Below are 19,070 nucleotides of genomic sequence, written 5' to 3' on the forward strand. Positions count from 1 at the left end.
AAAAAAAGGCTTACGCCCCCCTCTTTTTTGAAAGTAGCGGAGAATATATTCGGCTAAAAGTTCCCCGTGCAAATATACGTGATCGTGGTTGAGTAGGCGCCGGCTTGGGTGGTGGCGGCGACGTTTACGATATAGGACACGGTGAAGGTGGTGGAGGCGGTGGCGGCGCTTGCTGTCGCCAGGTTGGTGGTGGTATCAGCGATGAAACGATACTCGTCGGCAGTGTTGTAGTCGGAAGCGGGGGCGCCTGTGCCGCCAGAGGGCTCGGCGCCGGTATTGGGGGTTGCGTTGTCTTTGAGGTTGATACCGAACTGCTCGGTGCCGGTCGAGGAAGTGGTCTTGGTTCCCATGGCGTCAATCGTATTTGCGCCGCTCGTCAAGGTGGCGCCGTAGTAGGTGATGGTGTAGCCGCTTGTTGCATTGGTGGCGGCGGCAAGGGTATTGGCGGTGCCGTTATTGAAACCGGTGTTGGAAGAATCGGGATTCAAGACACCACCGGAACGGGTGAGGGAGACGGTATTTTGCGAGAGCGTGAAGGTGAGATAGGGATCAATGGTGGTTGAAACCACCACCTGATCGTCATCGACGATTGCGGTTGCGATTTGTCCCGTGTCGCCGAAAGTACCGGTAATGGCAATGACATAGTTTGCGGCGGTTGTCGGATTGTCGATTTGAGTATCGCCGCCCGAGGCGTTGGTGCCGATTTCGACGACAACTTTCCATCCGGCGGTGATCGCGGTGCCACCGCTACTCGGATAGGTGAGGGTGAGGACGCGATTCTCGGTGCCAGAAAAGGCGGCGCCCCAGGTTGCGGCACCGGCTGATCCGGCGAGTGTTGCTTCGTTTTCATAGCCGGTCGAGGCGCCGTAGGAGAGATCGACATCGCCAAAATCAAGACCGGTTGCATCAAAATCCGACGGGAAGGTGACAATAATAGTATCCGTCACTTCCGCGGCGCCGGTCGGCGATGTGAATCGGATCGTGTGATTGGAAAACTCGTCTTTTTTGACGCGACTCTGAGTGTCGGAGAGCGCGGTAAGAGAGGCGGCCTTGGCTTGATTTACGAATACGCCAAGAGAGATAACAAAAACAAGGACGACTGAGAACGCTCCGCCTAGAGCATTTTTCATTTGCGCCCAAACGGGTTTTCGCCTGCGTCTTTTGGAAGGCATAATTTTTGTTTTCCAGTGAGACTCTTTTTGAATTCTCTATCTCAGAATCCTTCTATGGGAAATAGTATACAGTATTTTTGTTTTTTTACGAAGGAGTCGAGAGAATTGTGTCAAGTACTTAGAGCTCTTCACTTTTCTCGTGCTCTCCGCTAGGATGGGAAATATGAAAGAACTCTTGCAATCAGCACTCAAAGACGCATTCCAATCACTTTTCGATGAAGGAGGGAAGACTCTTTCGTGTGAAGGGGAACCTTCTTTCGATGTGACATTCCCAAAAGATGACTCGCATGGAGACTATACATCGAACATTGCTCTTTCGCTTGCGAGGCATTTGAAGCAATCGCCACTTGATATAGCTCACCGTCTTGAAGAGCAGTTGTCCAAGGATAATCGCTTGAGACAATTTACTATTGAAGTTGTTGCTCCGGGGTATATCAATTTTTCGGCCACTCCGGAGATGCTTGCGGGAATTGTAGCGGAAATATGCGCCAAGAAGAATGAATATGGCGCACAAGAGCGCAATGATCATGGCAAGATTCTTCTGGAATTCATCTCTGCCAACCCGACCGGACCGCTCCATATGGGGAATGCTCGCGGAGGATTCTTTGGTGATACGCTCTCGCGAATTCTGAAGAAGTGCGGCTATGACGTTTCAACTGAATATTATGTGAATGATGCCGGGGAGCAGGTTGCGAAGCTTGGGCATAGTGTCCTTAAAGATACTGAAGCGGTATATGGTGGTGAGTATATCGATGATCTTGGGAAGAGATGGGCGCGACAGTCGGGAACTTCGAGTACGACCGATCCGCGAGTTGTTGGAGCGTGGGCAGGGCGGATTGTTCTGGAAGAATACATTCAGAAAACCGTTTCGGAGCGAATGGGAATATCGTTTGACGATTTTATCTCTGAAAAAAACGATATCGTCGAGGCAGGATATGTCGATCGGGCAATCTCGTTTCTCAAAGAGGAGGGACTGACCCATGAAGAGCAAGGCGCTCTTTGGCTTCGGACGACGCAGTATGGTGATGATAAAGACCGAGTACTCATAAAAGCAAATGGAGAAAGGACCTATTTTGCGTCGGACTGTGGGTATCTTCTCCACAAAAAGGAACGTGGCTTTGACCGAATCAGCGAGGTCTGGGGTGCTGATCACCATGGGTATGTGGCGAGGTTTCACGCGGCGGCGGAGGCACTTGGCTTTGCCCGGGATCGAGTGACGTTTACACTGGTTCAATTGGTACGCTTGGTAAAGAATGGTCAGGAAGTCCGCATGTCCAAGCGCGCTGGGAATATCGTGACGGTAGATGAATTGCTCAATCGGATTGATGTTGATGTGGTGCGATTCTTCTTTCTCATGTATTCCCCTGATACACACATGAATTTCGATATGGGACTTGCCGAAGAGCGAAGTCAGAAGAACCCGGTCTTCTATGTACAGTATGCTCATGCGCGTATGGCGAGTATTTTCCGGAAAGCCGAAGAAGAACTTGGTATGAATATGCAAGAATTCTCTGTCAATCAAGAAGAAATACACCTTCAGAATTCGAAAGAGATTCTTTTGGTGCGACACTTGGCGAAGTTTTCAGAAGTGCTTTGCTCTGCCGTTGAAACGTCTACTGTGCACCAGCTTCCTCAGTATGCGATTCGTCTCGCCGATCTTTTCCACTCGTTTTACAACGAATGTACGGTTCTTGATTCCGGGAATATGCCCGTGACACGATCACGTCTCGCGCTTGTCGGTGCGACCAAGAATGTGCTCGCGGAGACGCTTCGATTGATTGGTGTCTCTGTGCCAGAGAGGATGTGAGGCAATTTTCTTGTGGCGCGTTCTTTGACAGTGCTTGGCGCTTTGTTATGCTGACCAAAGTGTCAGTTTTTCTTTTCTTTCTATGTCCACCCCGCTTCATATTTTGAAAACGCAGTTTGGGTTTGATTCGTTTCGCTCTCATCAGGAGGCGATTATCGAAGCAGTGCTCGCTGGGAGAGATGCCTTTGTGCTCATGCCGACGGGCGGTGGGAAGTCGCTTTGCTATCAGATTCCAGCGCTTCTTTTGCCAAATGTCACTGTGGTTATTTCGCCACTCATCGCGCTGATGAAGGATCAAGTGGATGCACTTCGGGTGGCTGGTGTTGCGGCGGAATATCTCAATTCGTCGCTCTCGCCCGAAGAGCAGGATCGGGTGCTCGCCTCTCTTGTGCGCAGGAAGACGAAGCTCTTGTATATTGCGCCCGAGCGACTTTTTGGCGCGTCATCCCTTGTTCCGTTCTTGCAAGAAGTGGGCGTGTCACTTTTTGCGGTTGATGAGGCGCACTGTATCTCGGCATGGGGACATGATTTTCGTCCGGAGTATCGCTTCCTTTCCGACCTCAAGAAATTCTTCTCTGCGACGCCGACGGTCGCGCTCACGGCAACGGCGGACGATTTGACGAGTCAGGATATTGTCGAACGACTCGCGCTCCACTCACCGCTCTTTTTCAAATCGAGCTTTGACCGTCCAAATATCCACTATACTATCGAACCGAAAGCAAAGAGTTTTGAGCGATTGATTCGCTATCTTGCAACGCGCCGCAATGATTCCGGTATTGTCTATACGCTGTCACGGAAATCTGCTGACAGTGTGGCAAGGCGACTTACTGAAGCAGGATTCTCGGCGCTATCCTATCATGCAGGGCTCGATGCGAGTGTACGAGACAAACATCAGGGTCGATTTCTCCGCGATGAGACCAAGATTATTGTTGCGACGATTGCTTTTGGTATGGGAATCAACAAGTCCAATGTGCGATTTGTTGTCCATATGGATCTCCCCAAGAATATCGAGAGCTACTATCAGGAGACGGGGCGTGCTGGCCGGGATGGTCTTCAGAGTGAAGCGCTCCTCTTCTATTCGCCGGCAGATGTGCAGAAGCTCGCACGGTTTGCACTCGTTGATGGGAATGAAGAGCAATCGGTCGTTATGCTCCGCAAGCTCAAACAGCTGGCAGACCTCTGCGAGGCAAATGTGTGTCGACGACATCTCATCTTGCGCTATTTCGGTGAAGTTTTTCCAGAATCATGCGATGCCTGTGATGTGTGTCTCTCCGAACGGACGACATTTGATGGCACGCTTATTGCGCAGAAATTGCTTTCGGCAGTCTTTCGTCTCCATGAGCGATTTGGTCTTGGCTATACTATAGACGTGCTTCGCGGATCGAAATCCGAGAAGATTCGCCCCGAGCATCGTGCCATAAAAACTTTTGGCGCGGGCACAGACACTTCTCGGGAAGCGTGGTTTCGCTATGCCAAGGATCTCATCGCATTGGGATTCCTGAAGCAAGTGGGCGAACCATACCCGACACTTTCACTGACAGAGAAGAGCGCTGCTGTACTTCGTGGTGAGACACGGGTAATGCTGACCGCTTCAGTGGAAGTCAAAAAGGAAGTAGAGGTAGTCATTCCTGCTCACGAAGCGACACTTCTCGATCAACTCAAAGCGCTTCGTACGGACTATGCGCAGAAAGAAAACGTGCCGCCCTACATTATCTTCTCCGATGCGACACTTCTCGAGCTTGCCACATTTCTTCCATCGGACATATCCGAGCTTGCGCGAATCTCTGGCTTCGGAGAAGTGAAGACGCGGCGATATGGCAAAGCCTTCCTCAGTGTTGTCGCTACCTATTGTCGAGAACACGGACTGTCATCAAAAATGTCGGAGAAAATTTCGGTTCGTTCTCGCCGAAAGATAAGGTGACGCAGAAGTCTGTTTGCCGAGAGACAGGGGTCTCAGCGCGATAGAGAGACGCACTTTTGGAAAAGTTGAGATTTCTCAACTTCGCTCGGAATGACATGGCTTCCGCTCTATCGTTTCAAGCAAAGTATTTTCTCGTATTCTGCGGAGGGCGAGTTGTTTCAGAAGATGCGCGTGTGATGATACAATGGTGATATCAAAACCCCCTCTATGAAACTCTCCCTCACACATTTCCTCCAGTGGGGCGGCATCGCCGCCGTGCTGCTTGTTGTCGTCGGACTCAACTACGATTTCGAATCCAAAGCCAGCATGCAGCTCAATGGTTCTGTCGAGAGCTCGCTCTCCCAATCCCTCCGCGGCTACTGGAAACTCGATGACGGCTCCGGCACCAACGCGACCGACAGTAGCGGAAACACGAACACCCTCGCCATGACCGGCTCCCCGAGTTGGACGACGGGGAATATCGGTCCATACGCTCTCGACTTCTCCGGCTCGGGACAATACCTCTCCGTCGCCGATCCCGCAAGCGGTGTCCTCGACTTTGCCGATGGCGCCGACTTCTCCATCACCGGCTGGTTCAACCGAGACACTTTCACCGCCGATCACACGATCGTCGCCAAGAAAACAGATCAAACGACCAATGCCGGCTATGTGCTATGGATAGATAACAATGGAGGAACCGATTACCTCAACTTCGAGATCGCCGATGGAACCGATACCTACAGCGTCGCTTCCTCTACCGACTTCAGCGCGACCGGTTGGCACAACTTTGCCGCCGTCTGGGATGACTCGAACGGCATGTATCTCTATATAGATGGCGGTCTCAACAGTAGCACGACCACATCAACCGCAAGTATCGGCAGTCTCGCCAATACCAATGCCTTCCGTATCGGCGCGGAATCAGATGCGGGCGTTCCCTTTGACGGGAAGCTCGACGATATTCGCGTCTATGGCTCCGCCCTGAGCGCAAGCGATGTCTTGAAGCTCTACCAAACGACCGCGCCGGCACAGCCGGTCGACACAGGGCTCGTCGGGCACTGGACCTTTGACGGACCGGATATTGCGGGGACGACCGCGATCGATCGGTCAAGTTTTGGGAATAATGGAACGATAACGGGAGCGGTACCGACGATCGGGAAATTGGGCCAGGGGATGGGGTTTGATGGGACGGCGTCTACCTCAATCGATGCCGGGTCGGGGAGTTCTCTCGATAATCTGCCTGCCATGACCATAGCTTTCTGGGTGCGCATTGAATCCTTCCCGACCTTAAAGAACTATGTCCTCTCGAAAGATTTGAATTGTTGCGGCGCGTCAGTCGGATGGATAACATCATTCCATTCGTACTACAAAATGTTTGCCCTCGAAGTACAATACGATGGCGGAACGAATTTGAACGCGAGTACACCGGACAATAGTTTCACTAGCAGTGACTTCGGAGTATGGACGCATGTGGCAGTCACTTGGACAGGGAGCCAGTCAACATCGGGTATGACCTTCTACAAAAACGGAGTCGCTTTGACAACAAGCAATTGGGATGACGGAATAGGGAGCCGTGCTGATGATAGCGGCTATCCAGTTACAATTGGCGCCGCCCCAAACTACGAAGGAAATGGAATTGACGGCTCCCTCGACGATATACGCCTCTATAACCGCGTCCTCTCGGCGACGGAAGTAGTGAACCTCTATACTCTCGGGCGGTAGGGTGATAGATGGAACGAGAAGCATAGATACCTCATTCAATCCATTCAAGCGTTCATTTGTAAAAAATAATTTTCTAGCCGTCATCCTATGCTACCCCTCAAAATATCGGTCAAGAAGAGAATGTTCCGATCAGTTTTCTTTTCGGTCACTGCCCTTTTTCTGTTCGTCGGTATTTCTTCAAGCGCCGAAGCGGCAAACAAATATGTGCGCCAGGGTGCTTCTGGGAGTGGGAGCGATTGGGCGAACGCGTATGCGACATTGCCGAGCGATCTGACCCGCGGCGATACCTACTACATCGCGGATGGGAGTTACGGCAGCTACACCTTCGACGACAACGCCAGCGGTACAACGCCGATCACTATCAAGAAATGCACTGCGAGCGATCATGGGACGGAGACGGGGTACAGTTCGGCTTATTGCGACGGGCAGGCGGTATTTGGGTCATTTATTTTTGCGAGTGACTACTGGATTATTGATGGTGCAACGCGGAATGAAAGTAATTGGGCTGATGGTGGTGCGTACGGTTTCCGCGTATCAACGTTCTCGGCGAACACGTCATTCTCGCCGGGAGTGTGCGCATCTAATCTGACAATGCAGTATGTGAACGCAGGGGGCACGCCCACGGGAAACCCGCCGACAGGCGGCGTGGACGCAGCATTTTATATAGGCGGTTTTGATGAATATTGTCAGAATTGGACGATGTCTCACAACTATGTGCACGACACAATCACAACCTATCATATGAATGGAGTACGGGGCGGGTTGATCGAGTACAGCTATATCGTAAATGGATGGTCAAAGGAAGCGATCCGCGGTCAAATTTGTATGAGCAATTTTTCCATTCGGCATAATATCTTCAAGGATTCCTGTCAGGGGAATCCTGCTGATCCCACAGCTGGTGCTTGTACTGGGACAATTGCCCTTTTTGATGGTTTACGAAAACTCGGCATGCTGGGCTAATTCGAAAATCTACGGAAATGTTTTATGGGTAATCAATAGTGCATCTATGCAAGATGCTATCATTGTTATCGGTGGATCAAACGACAATGTTCCGGGAGTGGAAATCTACAATAATACCCTGGCGGGTTTTAAGGAAGGGAATCTCGCTGTCTTGGTCCGAGGTTCGGGTAGCGTATGCCGAAACAATCTGTCATACGATACTGCCAGATCGGTTGCCTATAGTTGCTCGTCATCGTCAAATAACATTCACAGTAATATTTCCCCGTTCGTCAACTACTCAGGAGGAGATTTCCGCCTGTCTGGAGCTACGGCGGCGGGTTATTCTCTGGGTTCACCCTACAACGCGGATTTATTGAGCAATACCCGCGGTGCCGACGGCACCTGGGACATCGGCGCCTACGAGTACACCTCCGGCTCTAGTACCCCCGACACCACTTCTCCCACTTCTCCCACCGGCCTCGCCGCAAACGCCACGAGCCAATCGAGCATCACCGTCTCCTGGACCGCCTCGACCGATCCGATAGTCGCGGGACAGACCACCTCAGGTATTTCCAATTACATCGTCGAGCGCTGCCAAGGCTCCGGTTGTTCCACCTTCACCCAAGTCGGCACTCCGACCACCTCTCCCTTCGTCGACTCCGGCCTCACGCCAAACACCTTTTACAACTATCACGTCCGCGCGACCGATGCCGCCGGGAATCTCTCCGGCTGGTCCAATGTGGTCGGTGCCACCACGCAGTCGGGCGGAGTCAATTATTACATCCGTGACGGAGGCACATCCTCAACCTGTACCGACTGGACGAATGCCTGTGATTCGCTTCCGTCGACTCTGGTGCGCGGGGCAACCTACTATATCGCGGATGGGAGTTACGGCAGCTACACCTTCGACGACGACGCGAGCGGTACGACACCGATTACAATCAAGAAATGCATTGCGAGCGATCACGGGACGGGGACGGGATACAGTGCGGACTATTGCGACGGGCAGGCGGTATTTGGCGGTCTGTATTTCACTCGTCCTTATTATGTCATCGACGGCGCCACGCGAAATGAAAGTAACTGGAAGGACGCCGGGGCTTATGGCATTAGAGCGACTGAAGTTCGGGCGTCTCGGCTCGATGGAGGACATTCCCCATCAGGTGAATGCTCGGCGGATAATCTGTCGTTCAGCTATTTGCACGTCGGCAATACGGGGACTACTTATGCCACATACACCGGGTCGAGATCTTTTTATCTAGGCGGGTTTGGGGCGGTGCGCTAGCCTGCCAAAATTGGTCGATCTCTCGGGTACTTATTCAGAACACGCTGGAGTTGCAGTGCGCTGGCGGCGAAGGGCTTCTTGTTGAGAAAAGCTATTTTTACAAAGGTTGGTCCAAGGAAGCAATAAGGGGGCAAGTGCATTGCAAGGATGCGATTGTTCGATGGAATATTTTGAGGATTCATGTCACAATCCGCAAGAGGGCTATGCTTGTACTGGTGAAATTGCTGCTTGGGATGGAAATGCCAACTCAATGGATGCGTGGCAAATCTATGGTAATGTCTTCTACAAGACAGGGCAAGACACTTATCTCAATACAGACGCTGTTGTGATGATTGGAGATACGGTTGGTCCTGGGCCGGTTACTAATAATTCCGTTGCATACGACAATACTATTGCAGGAATTAAGGTTGGTTATAATTCGAGCATCCACTTAAACGGTGGCACAGGCAATGTCTGTCGCAATAATCTCTGGTATGATACCAAGACCAGTGGTTGTTCCGCGAATACTTCTAGCAATAATATCCTAGCTACTAGCAATCCGTTTGTTAATTATCCGGGTGGCGATTTGCGATTGTCCGGTACCACGGCGGCGGGTTATTCTCTGGGTTCACCCTACAACGCGGATTTATTGGGCAGCACCCGCGGTGCCGACGGCACCTGGGACATCGGCGCCTACGAGTACACCTCCGGCTCTAGTACCCCCGACACCACTTCTCCCACGTCTCCCACCGGCCTCGCCGCAAACGCCACGAGCCAATCGAGCATCACCGTCTCCTGGACCGCCTCAACCGATCCGATAGTCGCGGGACAGACCACCTCAGGTATTTCCAATTACATCGTCGAGCGCTGCCAAGGCTCCGGTTGTTCCACCTTCACCCAAGTCGGCACTCCGACCACCTCTCCCTTCGTCGACTCCGGCCTCACGCCAAACACCTTTTACAACTATCACGTCCGCGCGACCGATGCCGCCGGGAATCTCTCCGGCTGGAGCAATGTGGTCGGCGCCACCACACAAGCTCCTGATACGCAAGCGCCCACAGCTCCGAGTAATCTCCAAACCTCCGTCGTCTCATCCTCCAGCATCAACCTCGCCTGGACGGCAAGCACAGACAATGTCGCCGTCACCAATTACACCGTCGAACGCTGCTCCGGAACTTCCTGCACCACCTTCACCCAAATCGCCACTCCAACGACCAACTCCTACTCCGACGCCGGTCTTACGGGAACGACGACCTACCGCTACCGAGTCCTCGCAACCGATGCCGCCAACAACACTTCCCCCTACTCAAATATTGCTTCCGCCACGACCCCGAGACACCTCCCGTCTCCCAGTATCTCCAGGCGGGCTACAACTTTGCCGAAGGCACCGGCACCACGACCCAAGACATCTCCGGTCACAATCACACCGGTACTCTCTCCAATACCACCTGGTCGACGAGCGGCAAATACGGAAACGCTCTCGACTTTAACGGAACGAGCAGCTCTGTCGGTATTGGAAACTGGAACATTCCCGGAAGCGCCATCACCCTAAGCGCCTGGGTACGGGCGGACGACTGGAAGACGGACGATGTCCGCATCCTCTCCAAAGCAACCGACAGTACCGAACAGGGACATACCTGGATGCTCTCCGATTCCAATAGTCTCCTCCGCTTCCGCCTCAAAACCGGTGGCACAACCACAACCCTCGTTGCAACGAGCGGCACTCTCCAAACAAATGTCTGGACTCATGTCGCCGCGGTCTATGACGGAAGCACGATGACACTCTACAAAGACGGACTCGAAGTCGGAAGCCAAGCCAAAACCGGCACCATCGATCAAAACACCGCCAACATTTCAATCGGAGCAAATCCCGAAGGCTCCAACTCCTTTGACGGTACGATAGACGATGTCCGCATCTACAACAAGGCGCTCACGCAACAAGAAATCCAAACCGATATGAATACCCCGCTCACCCAAGGAGGAAGCGGAACCCAAGTTTGCAACACCGTGACGACCGCGAACTTCTCCGATGCCGCTTACAACAGTTACGGCGCGCCTTTCGATGCGTTTCAAACGAGTACGAATCTGATGAATGCACTGTGCACCAGCGCCGACACGCATACCATCACGTTCACGACCGGAGTAACGGGAGACACCGCGAGAATCGTCTACACCAAAGGCTACTGGTACGATGCAATAGGAAGCGCCTGGCGACAATACACCGGCACCTGCACGGGAGCGCTCAATGGCGAGTGGTGCCAAGGCTCCGTCTCCGCGACGATCACGGATGCCAATGTCTCCACTTCCGGGACGGGCTCACCCACCTACCTGGTCGGGATGACCTGCAGTGTGCAGGGAGGTGGGTGGAAGTGTGGGTGTAGAGATACGACGTGCGCGAATTTCTCGTGGCAGGTGCAGGGGGCGGGGATGTAGAAACGAAGATTTTGCGTCCCAATTATCTTTCCAACCTATGTTTTCTATCCGACTCTTTTCTTGGACAATCATTGCGCTTTTTCTTGCTGTGGGGGCGGGGTTCTACTGGAAACACCAAGGGCAGAATGAATCAAAAGCCGGGACGACGGTGAATGCGCCCGAAACAACAATCAATACGCTCACGACCGGACTCGTCGGGCATTGGACATTTGATGCCCTCGATATCTCCGGGACGACGGTAACGGATCGGGGAACCGGAGGAAATGACGGGACGATCACGGGAGCAGTGCCAGCCTTGGGGAAACTGGGTCAGGGATGGGGTTTGATGGGGGTGGGGATTATGTTTGCATGGGCGATGTCCTTGCATTCGAACGTACCGACCCATTTTCGCTTTCGGCATGGGTTCATCTCGCGACAGACTCGGATGTAGACGGTTCAATAATCGGAAAGATGGGTCCTACCCCGATCAGCGAGGATACGACATCTATGCTTCGACCGCTTCATGGAAAGCGAATATTCGAAACAGCGATTCCGGTTCCAATGGCATCACCGTGAATGGACTTTCCGATATCGCCGATGAAACATGGCACCATATCGCTGTGACGTATGACGGTTCCTCGAGCGCTTCGGGGGTCACTCTGTACGTCGATGGCGCGGATGATACGGGCACGACTGACATGGATACGCTTTCCGCTACCATTGTCTCGAGTGCGGATTTTTCGATGGGCACACGAAACTGCACCCCTTCGCCCATCTTTGATGTTAAGGGGGTGATCGACGATGTTCGCATCTACTCCCGCGCGCTCACCCAAGCGGAAGTCTACCAGCTCTCCACTGCCGGCGTGGCGACGGTGAACGCTCCTGTCGAAGACCCCCTCTCCCAATCCCTCCGCGGCTACTGGAAACTCGATGACGGCTCCGGCACCAATGCGACCGACAGTAGTGGAAATGCAAACACCCTCGCCATGACTGGCTCTCCCGGTTGGGTGACCGGAAACATCGGTCCCTCTGCCCTCGACTTCTCCGGAAGCGGACAATACCTCTCCGTCGCCGATCCGCAAGCGGTGTCCTCGACTTTGCCAATGGAGCCGACTTCTCCCTCACAGGCTGGTTCAATCGAGACACTTTCACCGCCGACCACACCATCGTCGCCAAGAAAACCGACCAAGCTACCAATGCCGGCTATGTCGTCTGGATAGATGCCTCTACCGATACGGTCAACTTCGAAATTTCTGATGGTACCTATACCTACGAAGCAGACTCTACCACAACATTCACATCAACCGGTTGGCATCACTTCACTGCCGTCTGGGATGATAGTCGTGGTGCCTCTGTCTATATCGACGGAGGACTCAATGGAAGCACAGAAACCTCTACCAGTAGTATAGGAGACCTCTCGAACGCCAATGCCTTCCGTATCGGAGCCGAATCCGACGCCGGAGTTCCTTTTGATGGCAAGCTCGATGATATCCGCGTCTATGGCTACGCTCTCTCTGCTGACGAAGTAAAGAAGCTCTACAATACCACGAGCCCCGCCCAACCCGTCGACACCTCCTTGGTTGGGCACTGGACGTTTGATGGTCCGGATATTCAGGGGAGTACCGCAATAGACAGGAGTAGCTTCGGGAACAATGGGACGATAACGGGAGCGGTACCGGTGAAGGGGAAATTGGGCCAGGGGATGAGTTTTGATGGGGATGGGGATTATGTGTATGCCGGGTCGGGGTCGTCGCTTGCCAATTTGAGCGCTCTCACGATTTCATTTTGGATGAATTTGGATTCGTTTGGCCAGAATAGCCAGGGAAATGTTATCAACAAAGGTTCCGATTGTTGCACGCCTTTGGAAGGATTTCTCGTGAGAGTGGACGGAATATATAATTTTGTCGTATTTGGTGTTGATTATGATGGAGCGACAGATCTTGCAATGCAGTCCCTTGATAATTCTCTGACGAGTTCAGATTTCGGTATCTGGAATCATATCGCGGTGACATGGACCGGATCATCCGCAGCGACGAGCGTCGTCATATACAAGAACGGACAAAATGTCACTCAGTCATCCGGCGACAATGGCATCGGAAGTCGGAGAGACGATTCCGGATCGGGTTTCCATATTGGAGTTGATGCAGGATGGCCCATTGCGCGTGCTTTTGATGGGAAACTCGACGATGTCCGCCTCTACAATCGTGTCCTCTCGGCAACGGAAGTAATGAATCTCTATACTCTCGGGCGGTAGGGCGATAGATGGAACGAGAAGCATAGATACCTCATTCAATCCATTCAAGCGTTCATTTGTAAAAAATAATTTTCTAGCCGTCATCCTATGCTACCCCTCAAAATATCGGTCAAGAAGAGAATGCTCCGATCAGTCTTCTTTTCGGTCACTGCCCTTTTTTTGTTCATCGGTATTTCTTCAAGCGCCGAAGCGGCAAACAAATATGTGCGCCAGGGTGCTTCTGGGAACGGGAGCGATTGGACGAACGCGTATGCGACATTGCCGAGCGATCTGACCCGCGGCGATACCTACTATATCGCGGATGGGAGTTACGGCAGCTACACCTTCGACGACAACGCCAGCGGCACAACGCCGATCACGATTAAGAAATGCACTGCGAGCGATCATGGGACGGAGACTGGGTACAGTTCGGCTTATTGCGACGGGCAGGCGGTATTTGGGTCATTTATTTTTGCGAGTGACTACTGGATTATTGATGGTGCAACGCGGAATGAAAGTAATTGGGCTGATGGTGGTGCGTACGGTTTCCGCGTATCAACGTTCTCGGCGAACACGTCATTCTCGCCGGGAGTGTGCGCATCTAATCTGACAATGCAGTATGTGAACGCAGGGGGCACGCCCACGGGAAACCCGCCGACAGGCGGCGTGGACGCAGCATTTTATATAGGCGGTTTTGATGAATATTGTCAGAATTGGACGATGTCTCACAACTATGTGCACGACACAATCACAACCTATCATATGAATGGAGTACGGGGCGGGTTGATCGAGTACAGCTATATCGTAAATGGATGGTCAAAGGAAGCGATCCGCGGTCAAATTTGTATGAGCAATTTTTCCATTCGGCATAATATCTTCAAGGATTCCTGTCAGGGGAATCCTGCTGATCCCACAGCTGGTGCTTGTACCGGGACAATTGCCCTTTTTGATGGTTACGAAAACTCGGCATGCTGGGCTAATTCGAAAATCTACGGAAATGTTTTATGGGTAACCAATAGTGCATCTATGCAAGATGCTATCATTGTTATCGGTGGATCAAACGACAATGTTCCGGGAGTGGAAATCTACAATAATACCTGGCGGGTTTTAAGGAAGGGAATCTCGCTGTCTTGGTCCGAGGTTCGGGTAGCGTATGCCGGAAACAATCTGTCATACGATACTGCCAGATCGGTTGCCTATAGTTGCTCGTCATCGTCAAATAACATTCACAGTAATATTTCTCCGTTCGTCAACTACTCAGGAGGAGATTTCCGCCTGTCTGGAGCTACGGCGGCGGGTTATTCTCTGGGTTCACCCTACAACGCGGATTTATTGAGCAATACCCGCGGTGCCGACGGCACCTGGGACATCGGCGCCTACGAGTACACCTCCGGCTCTAGTACCCCCGACACCACGTCTCCCACTTCTCCCACCGGCCTCGCCGCAAACGCCACGAGCCAATCGAGCATCACCGTCTCCTGGACCGCCTCGACCGATCCGACAGTCGCAGGACAAACCACGTCAGGTATTTCCAATTACGTCGTCGAACGCTGCCAAGGAACAGGCTGTTCCACCTTCACCCAAGTCGGCACTCCGACCACCTCTCCCTTCGTCGACTCCGGCCTCACGCCAAACACCTTTTACAACTATCACGTCCGCGCGACCGATGCCGCCGGGAATCTCTCCGGCTGGTCCAATGTGGTCGGCGCCACCACCAAGCTCCTGATACGCAAGCGCCCACAGCTCCGAGTAATCTCCAAACCTCCGTCGTCTCATCCTCCAGCATCAACCTCGCCTGGACGGCAAGCACAGACAATGTCGCCGTCACCAATTACACCGTCGAACGCTGCTCCGGAACTTCCTGCACCACCTTCACCCAAATCGCCACTCCAACGACCAACTCCTACTCCGACGCCGGTCTTACGGGAACGACGACCTACCGTTACCGAGTCCTCGCAACCGACGCCGCCAACAACCTCTCCCCCTATTCGAATATTGCTTCCGCGACCACGCCCGTTGCGCCTCCCGTCTCCCAGTATCTCCAGGCGGGCTACAACTTTGCCGAAGGTACCGGCACCACCACCCAAGACATCTCCGGTCACAACCACGCCGGTACTCTCTCCAATACAACTTGGTCGACGAGCGGCAAATACGGAAACGCTCTCGACTTTAACGGAACGAGCAGCTCTGTCGGTATTGGAAACTGGAACATTCCCGGAAGCGCCATCACCCTAAGCGCCTGGGTACGGGCGGACGACTGGAAGACGGACGATGTCCGCATCCTCTCCAAAGCAACCGACAGTACCGAACAGGGTCATACCTGGATGCTCTCCGATTCCAATAGTCTCCTCCGCTTCCGCCTCAAAACCGGTGGCACAACCACAACCCCTCGTTGCAACGAGCGGCACTCTCAAACAAATGTCGGACTCCATGTCGCCGCGGTCTATGACGGAAGCACGATGACACTCTACAAAGACGGACTCGAAGTCGGAAGCCAAGCCAAAACCGGCACCATCGATCAAAACACCGCCAACATTTCAATCGGAGCAAATCCCGAAGGCTCCAACTCCTTTGACGGTACGATAGACGATGTCCGCATCTACAACAAGGCGCTCACGCAATCAGAAATCCAAACCGATATGAATACGGCGCTTACTTCGGGAGGAGGCGGTACGGTCGCCTGCAACACGGTGACGACCGCGAACTTTTCCGATGCCGCTTACAACAGTTACGGCGCGCCTTTCGATCCCTTCACGAGTAACACCCCGCTTGTCAATGCGACCTGTAACAGCGCCGATACCGACACGATCACTCACGACCGGCATAACCGGCGACACGACCCGCATCGTCTACACCAAAGGCTACCGGTACGATGCAATAGGAAGCGCCTGGCGACAATATTCCGGCACCTGCACGGGAGCGCTCAACGGCGAGTGGTGCCAAGGCTCCGGGTCTCCGCGACGATCACGGATGCCAATGTCTCCACTTCCGGGACGGGCTCACCCACCTACCTGGTCGGGATGACCTGCAGTGTGCAGGGAGGTGGGTGGAAATGCGGATGTCGGGACACGAGTTGTACGAATTTCTCGTGGCAGATTCAAGGGCGGGACAGTGAGAGTTCAAAGTTAAAAGTGAAAATTCAAGTTGAGGGAATTGCGTACGGGCGATTCCGGTAATCGCCCTGTTCCCGTATTGTATTCCCATTTGCGCATTTGTATCCGCGCCCATTCCGTTTTTCGTTCCGCATATTACGGGTACTGGTACGGGGCGATTACGAAGAATCGCCCCTACCAAACGGGAACAGATACGCATCCGGGGAACGGAAACGAGCCTGCATTCGTTGGTGGGGCCTTGGAATCATGATTTGCTTGATTAAAGGATGGAGAGGATTACGTACGGGCGACCTTCCAGGTAATCGCCCCATGTCTTGTTTTTTTGTCTGTTACGAAGCACGTCTTCTTCGCAATACGAATATGGGAATAAAGAAATTGACCGTTCACTCGTTTTGTTGTTGGATTTAAGCATGACCACACGATGCATACTTGCCCATTCAGGATTTTTCAAAATCTCTCCGACTAGAGTGCACTCCGTCGGAGCTATTTTGCGCGTTTGAAAAGAAAATGGTCTATCGAACTACGAAGAGTGAAAACCCAGAACTCTCAATGAAACGGTCAATGCGGTTTTCCCGAAATTGAGAACCAAAAACGCATGCGTCATCTCGGTGAAACCAGCTACAAGCAAACGGCCTTTGGAATTCTCACGCGTTCCAAACTGATTCCCCTCGAAGTGGAAGGAATCAAACGGGCGTAGGATTTTGTTGGGAAGAAAAGCGAGGAGGGAGCGGATATGCCCACGCTTCAATTCTGGCAAGAAGCGAACCACGAAGGTTTCGGATGGATATTCCCCCAAACGCCGGTGGCAAATTTTCGAACAATCGATGTCTCTGTTTCTCACCATACTTCCGAAATTACCTCGTTCCCGGACTCATGGATGAGAAGTTTCACAAAGAAGATGTTCACGTGAGGATGGAGAGTTTGTTGAAAGTTGAACGATACTTTTATAGACGGGCTTGTCGCCCTTCTCGCGTGGGCGCATCACCGATTTCTCTGGATGCATCCGTTCTTGGATTACAACGGACGCATCGGTCGATTGCTTAACAATATCATTCTCCTCTCGCTCGATTTTCCCCCAATCAGGCTTAAGAGTGGGAACAAATCAGGGAGAAAGGCATATATTGAGAGCGCTTCGAAGCGGCGGATTCGGCGCAACCTCTCCCGCTGGAAGAAATGGTAAAAGCTGCTTTGCTGAAGCTGGCGGAAAAAAAATGAAGGAGTTGACCGAATAGCAAGCGATCGTTAGTATCGGCGACACCACCCGAATCATCTACACCAAAGCTACTACTATGACCCCGGTATTGCTGACTGGCATCAGTTTACCGGCACCTGTACTCAAATTACCTCAATGAAGAAATAAATTGCCAAGAAGTATCACTACTTCCATTACCGATACCGATATCTCGACTGCAGCGGAAATTGCCATAGACCCTGCCTACTTTGTCAGGATGACCTGCAGTATCCAAGGTGGTGGATGGAAGTGTAGGTGTCAAGGATACAACGTGTTCAAACTTCTATTGGCAGGTGCAGGGGCGGGGTTGTAGAGTGAGGGTGATGGATTACGCCCATCACATATCACATTGACTTTCTTCTTGTTTCCGAGGATACTGTGAGTAAAGGGAAAGGTTTTTTTATTTCATCTGCTTTTTGGCAGAAATTTTGTTGTGTTATGGAATATCTCCCATTGCAGCGGAAACGCTCTTCCATCTTTAGAAGTTTCCAGTGACCAATACCATTGAAGGGAAGCACTCATTATCAGCGGTGCGCTCATCATTTTCTCAGTGCTTTTTCTTTAAGAAACTCACGCTTGTAGGGGAAATTGCAGTCAGGTGTCGAGGCGGTGTTTGGAGATGCTCTGGAGTCTCTTGTGAAGTAGATGTTGCCGGAAATGATAGATTTGGCACGGAAGTTCTTTCCAATTGTGGCGACGATTTTTCCTTTTTTGTGCTGTTCTCAAATTGGATTGAGTTGGTACCGGGACTTGGCACGGGTGGGACTTCGCGCGGGACACAGGGCAGGATTCCGTTTTGCGAAGCGCTTCTGCGGATCTTGTATGACACTTGCTCTTTCTCTGGTAAGTGTTTTTCTTGGTGCAGTTTATCGGTATTGCACGACGATTGGTGTTGCAAAATATGCGAGAGCAAGTTCCTCGTGAGTCCTTTTCAGAAACCTTATGGTGTTAGGACTTTCATACAGGACTTTTGGAATTGATGGGGAGAGCGACGCGTATTTATTTCGTTCTCATTTCATCTCTTTGGAAATATTTTTGCCGGGGAAGTACTTCTCATCGTTGTGCTCAATCTTGTGCCGTATTTTGTGCCGCTTCCGTTTCTTTTCCATTCTCTTTGTGGGTCTGGTGCAGGCGGCGGTGTTCTCCATTCTGACGCTCGTATTTCTCAAGATGGCGACACTTGAGAGCAAGAGCACGCGCATTAGGTTTGTCCAGTTGTATTTCAAGATAGTCATGGGAGCAGTTCCAAATATTTTTAGTTTTCGAGGTTTCTTTTATTGTCT

13 protein-coding genes and 1 pseudogene are annotated in these 19,070 nt (G+C 52.2%); 13 read left to right on the top strand and 1 reads right to left on the bottom strand.

From position 1 onward, the window contains the following. Nucleotides 1-53 precede the first annotated feature (53 nt). Nucleotides 54-1,130: a hypothetical protein gene (locus tag IPJ67_05335; GenBank protein ID QQR77517.1), complete on the bottom strand. Its 1,077-nt coding sequence runs from the start codon at nucleotides 1,128-1,130 to the stop codon at nucleotides 54-56. A gap of 205 nt (nucleotides 1,131-1,335) precedes the next feature. Here IPJ67_05335 and IPJ67_05340 point away from each other — a divergent pair, with 205 nt between their 5' ends. The 13 genes and pseudogenes from IPJ67_05340 to IPJ67_05400 all read left to right on the top strand — a co-directional run bounded on the left by IPJ67_05340 (nucleotide 1,336) and on the right by IPJ67_05400 (nucleotide 18,100). Then, nucleotides 1,336-2,979, top strand: a complete 1,644-nt coding sequence (locus tag IPJ67_05340) for an arginine--tRNA ligase (protein QQR77518.1) — start codon at nucleotides 1,336-1,338, stop codon at nucleotides 2,977-2,979. Nucleotides 2,980-3,061: 82 nt separating this feature from the next. Continuing rightward, nucleotides 3,062-4,900, top strand: a complete 1,839-nt coding sequence (gene recQ, locus IPJ67_05345; protein QQR77519.1) for a DNA helicase RecQ — start codon at nucleotides 3,062-3,064, stop codon at nucleotides 4,898-4,900. Nucleotides 4,901-5,107: 207 nt separating this feature from the next. Continuing rightward, complete coding sequence (locus IPJ67_05350; protein ID QQR77520.1) at nucleotides 5,108-6,598, top strand: LamG domain-containing protein; 1,491 nt, start codon at nucleotides 5,108-5,110, stop codon at nucleotides 6,596-6,598. 87 nt (nucleotides 6,599-6,685) lie between these two features. After that, nucleotides 6,686-7,558, top strand: coding sequence for a hypothetical protein (locus IPJ67_05355; protein ID QQR77521.1), 873 nt, complete (start codon nucleotides 6,686-6,688; stop codon nucleotides 7,556-7,558). A gap of 46 nt (nucleotides 7,559-7,604) precedes the next feature. Beyond that, a complete protein-coding gene (locus tag IPJ67_05360) occupies nucleotides 7,605-8,819 on the top strand; it encodes a fibronectin type III domain-containing protein (protein QQR77522.1) in 1,215 nt (404 codons plus the stop codon). 160 nt (nucleotides 8,820-8,979) lie between these two features. Next, nucleotides 8,980-10,350: a fibronectin type III domain-containing protein gene (locus IPJ67_05365; protein ID QQR77523.1), complete on the top strand. Its 1,371-nt coding sequence runs from the start codon at nucleotides 8,980-8,982 to the stop codon at nucleotides 10,348-10,350. Nucleotides 10,351-10,439: 89 nt separating this feature from the next. Then, nucleotides 10,440-11,231, top strand: a complete 792-nt coding sequence (locus tag IPJ67_05370) for a LamG domain-containing protein (protein QQR77524.1) — start codon at nucleotides 10,440-10,442, stop codon at nucleotides 11,229-11,231. A 37-nt stretch (nucleotides 11,232-11,268) separates the two neighbouring features. Further along, nucleotides 11,269-11,661 carry a hypothetical protein gene (locus tag IPJ67_05375; GenBank protein ID QQR77525.1) on the top strand — a complete coding sequence of 131 codons (393 nt, stop codon included), beginning with the start codon at nucleotides 11,269-11,271 and terminating at the stop codon, nucleotides 11,659-11,661. 552 nt (nucleotides 11,662-12,213) lie between these two features. Further along, a complete protein-coding gene (locus tag IPJ67_05380) occupies nucleotides 12,214-13,464 on the top strand; it encodes a LamG domain-containing protein (protein QQR77526.1) in 1,251 nt (416 codons plus the stop codon). A gap of 1,667 nt (nucleotides 13,465-15,131) precedes the next feature. Then, nucleotides 15,132-15,455 (top strand): annotated as a pseudogene (locus IPJ67_05385) (fibronectin type III domain-containing protein). Further along, entirely contained in the window at nucleotides 15,438-16,619 is a 1,182-nt protein-coding gene (locus tag IPJ67_05390; protein QQR78047.1) for a LamG domain-containing protein, read from the top strand. Before IPJ67_05385 ends, IPJ67_05390 begins: the two are co-directional and overlap by 18 nt. A gap of 868 nt (nucleotides 16,620-17,487) precedes the next feature. Then, on the top strand, nucleotides 17,488-17,736 hold the full coding sequence (locus tag IPJ67_05395) for a Fic family protein (GenBank protein QQR77527.1): 249 nt from the start codon (nucleotides 17,488-17,490) through the stop codon (nucleotides 17,734-17,736). Between the two features lie 181 nt (nucleotides 17,737-17,917). Continuing rightward, entirely contained in the window at nucleotides 17,918-18,100 is a 183-nt protein-coding gene (locus IPJ67_05400; protein QQR77528.1) for a hypothetical protein, read from the top strand. The last annotated feature ends 970 nt before the right edge of the window (nucleotides 18,101-19,070 follow it).

It is taken from the genome of Candidatus Moraniibacteriota bacterium, assembly GCA_016699385.1.
Taxonomy (GTDB): domain Bacteria; phylum Patescibacteriota; class Minisyncoccia; order Moranbacterales; family UBA1568.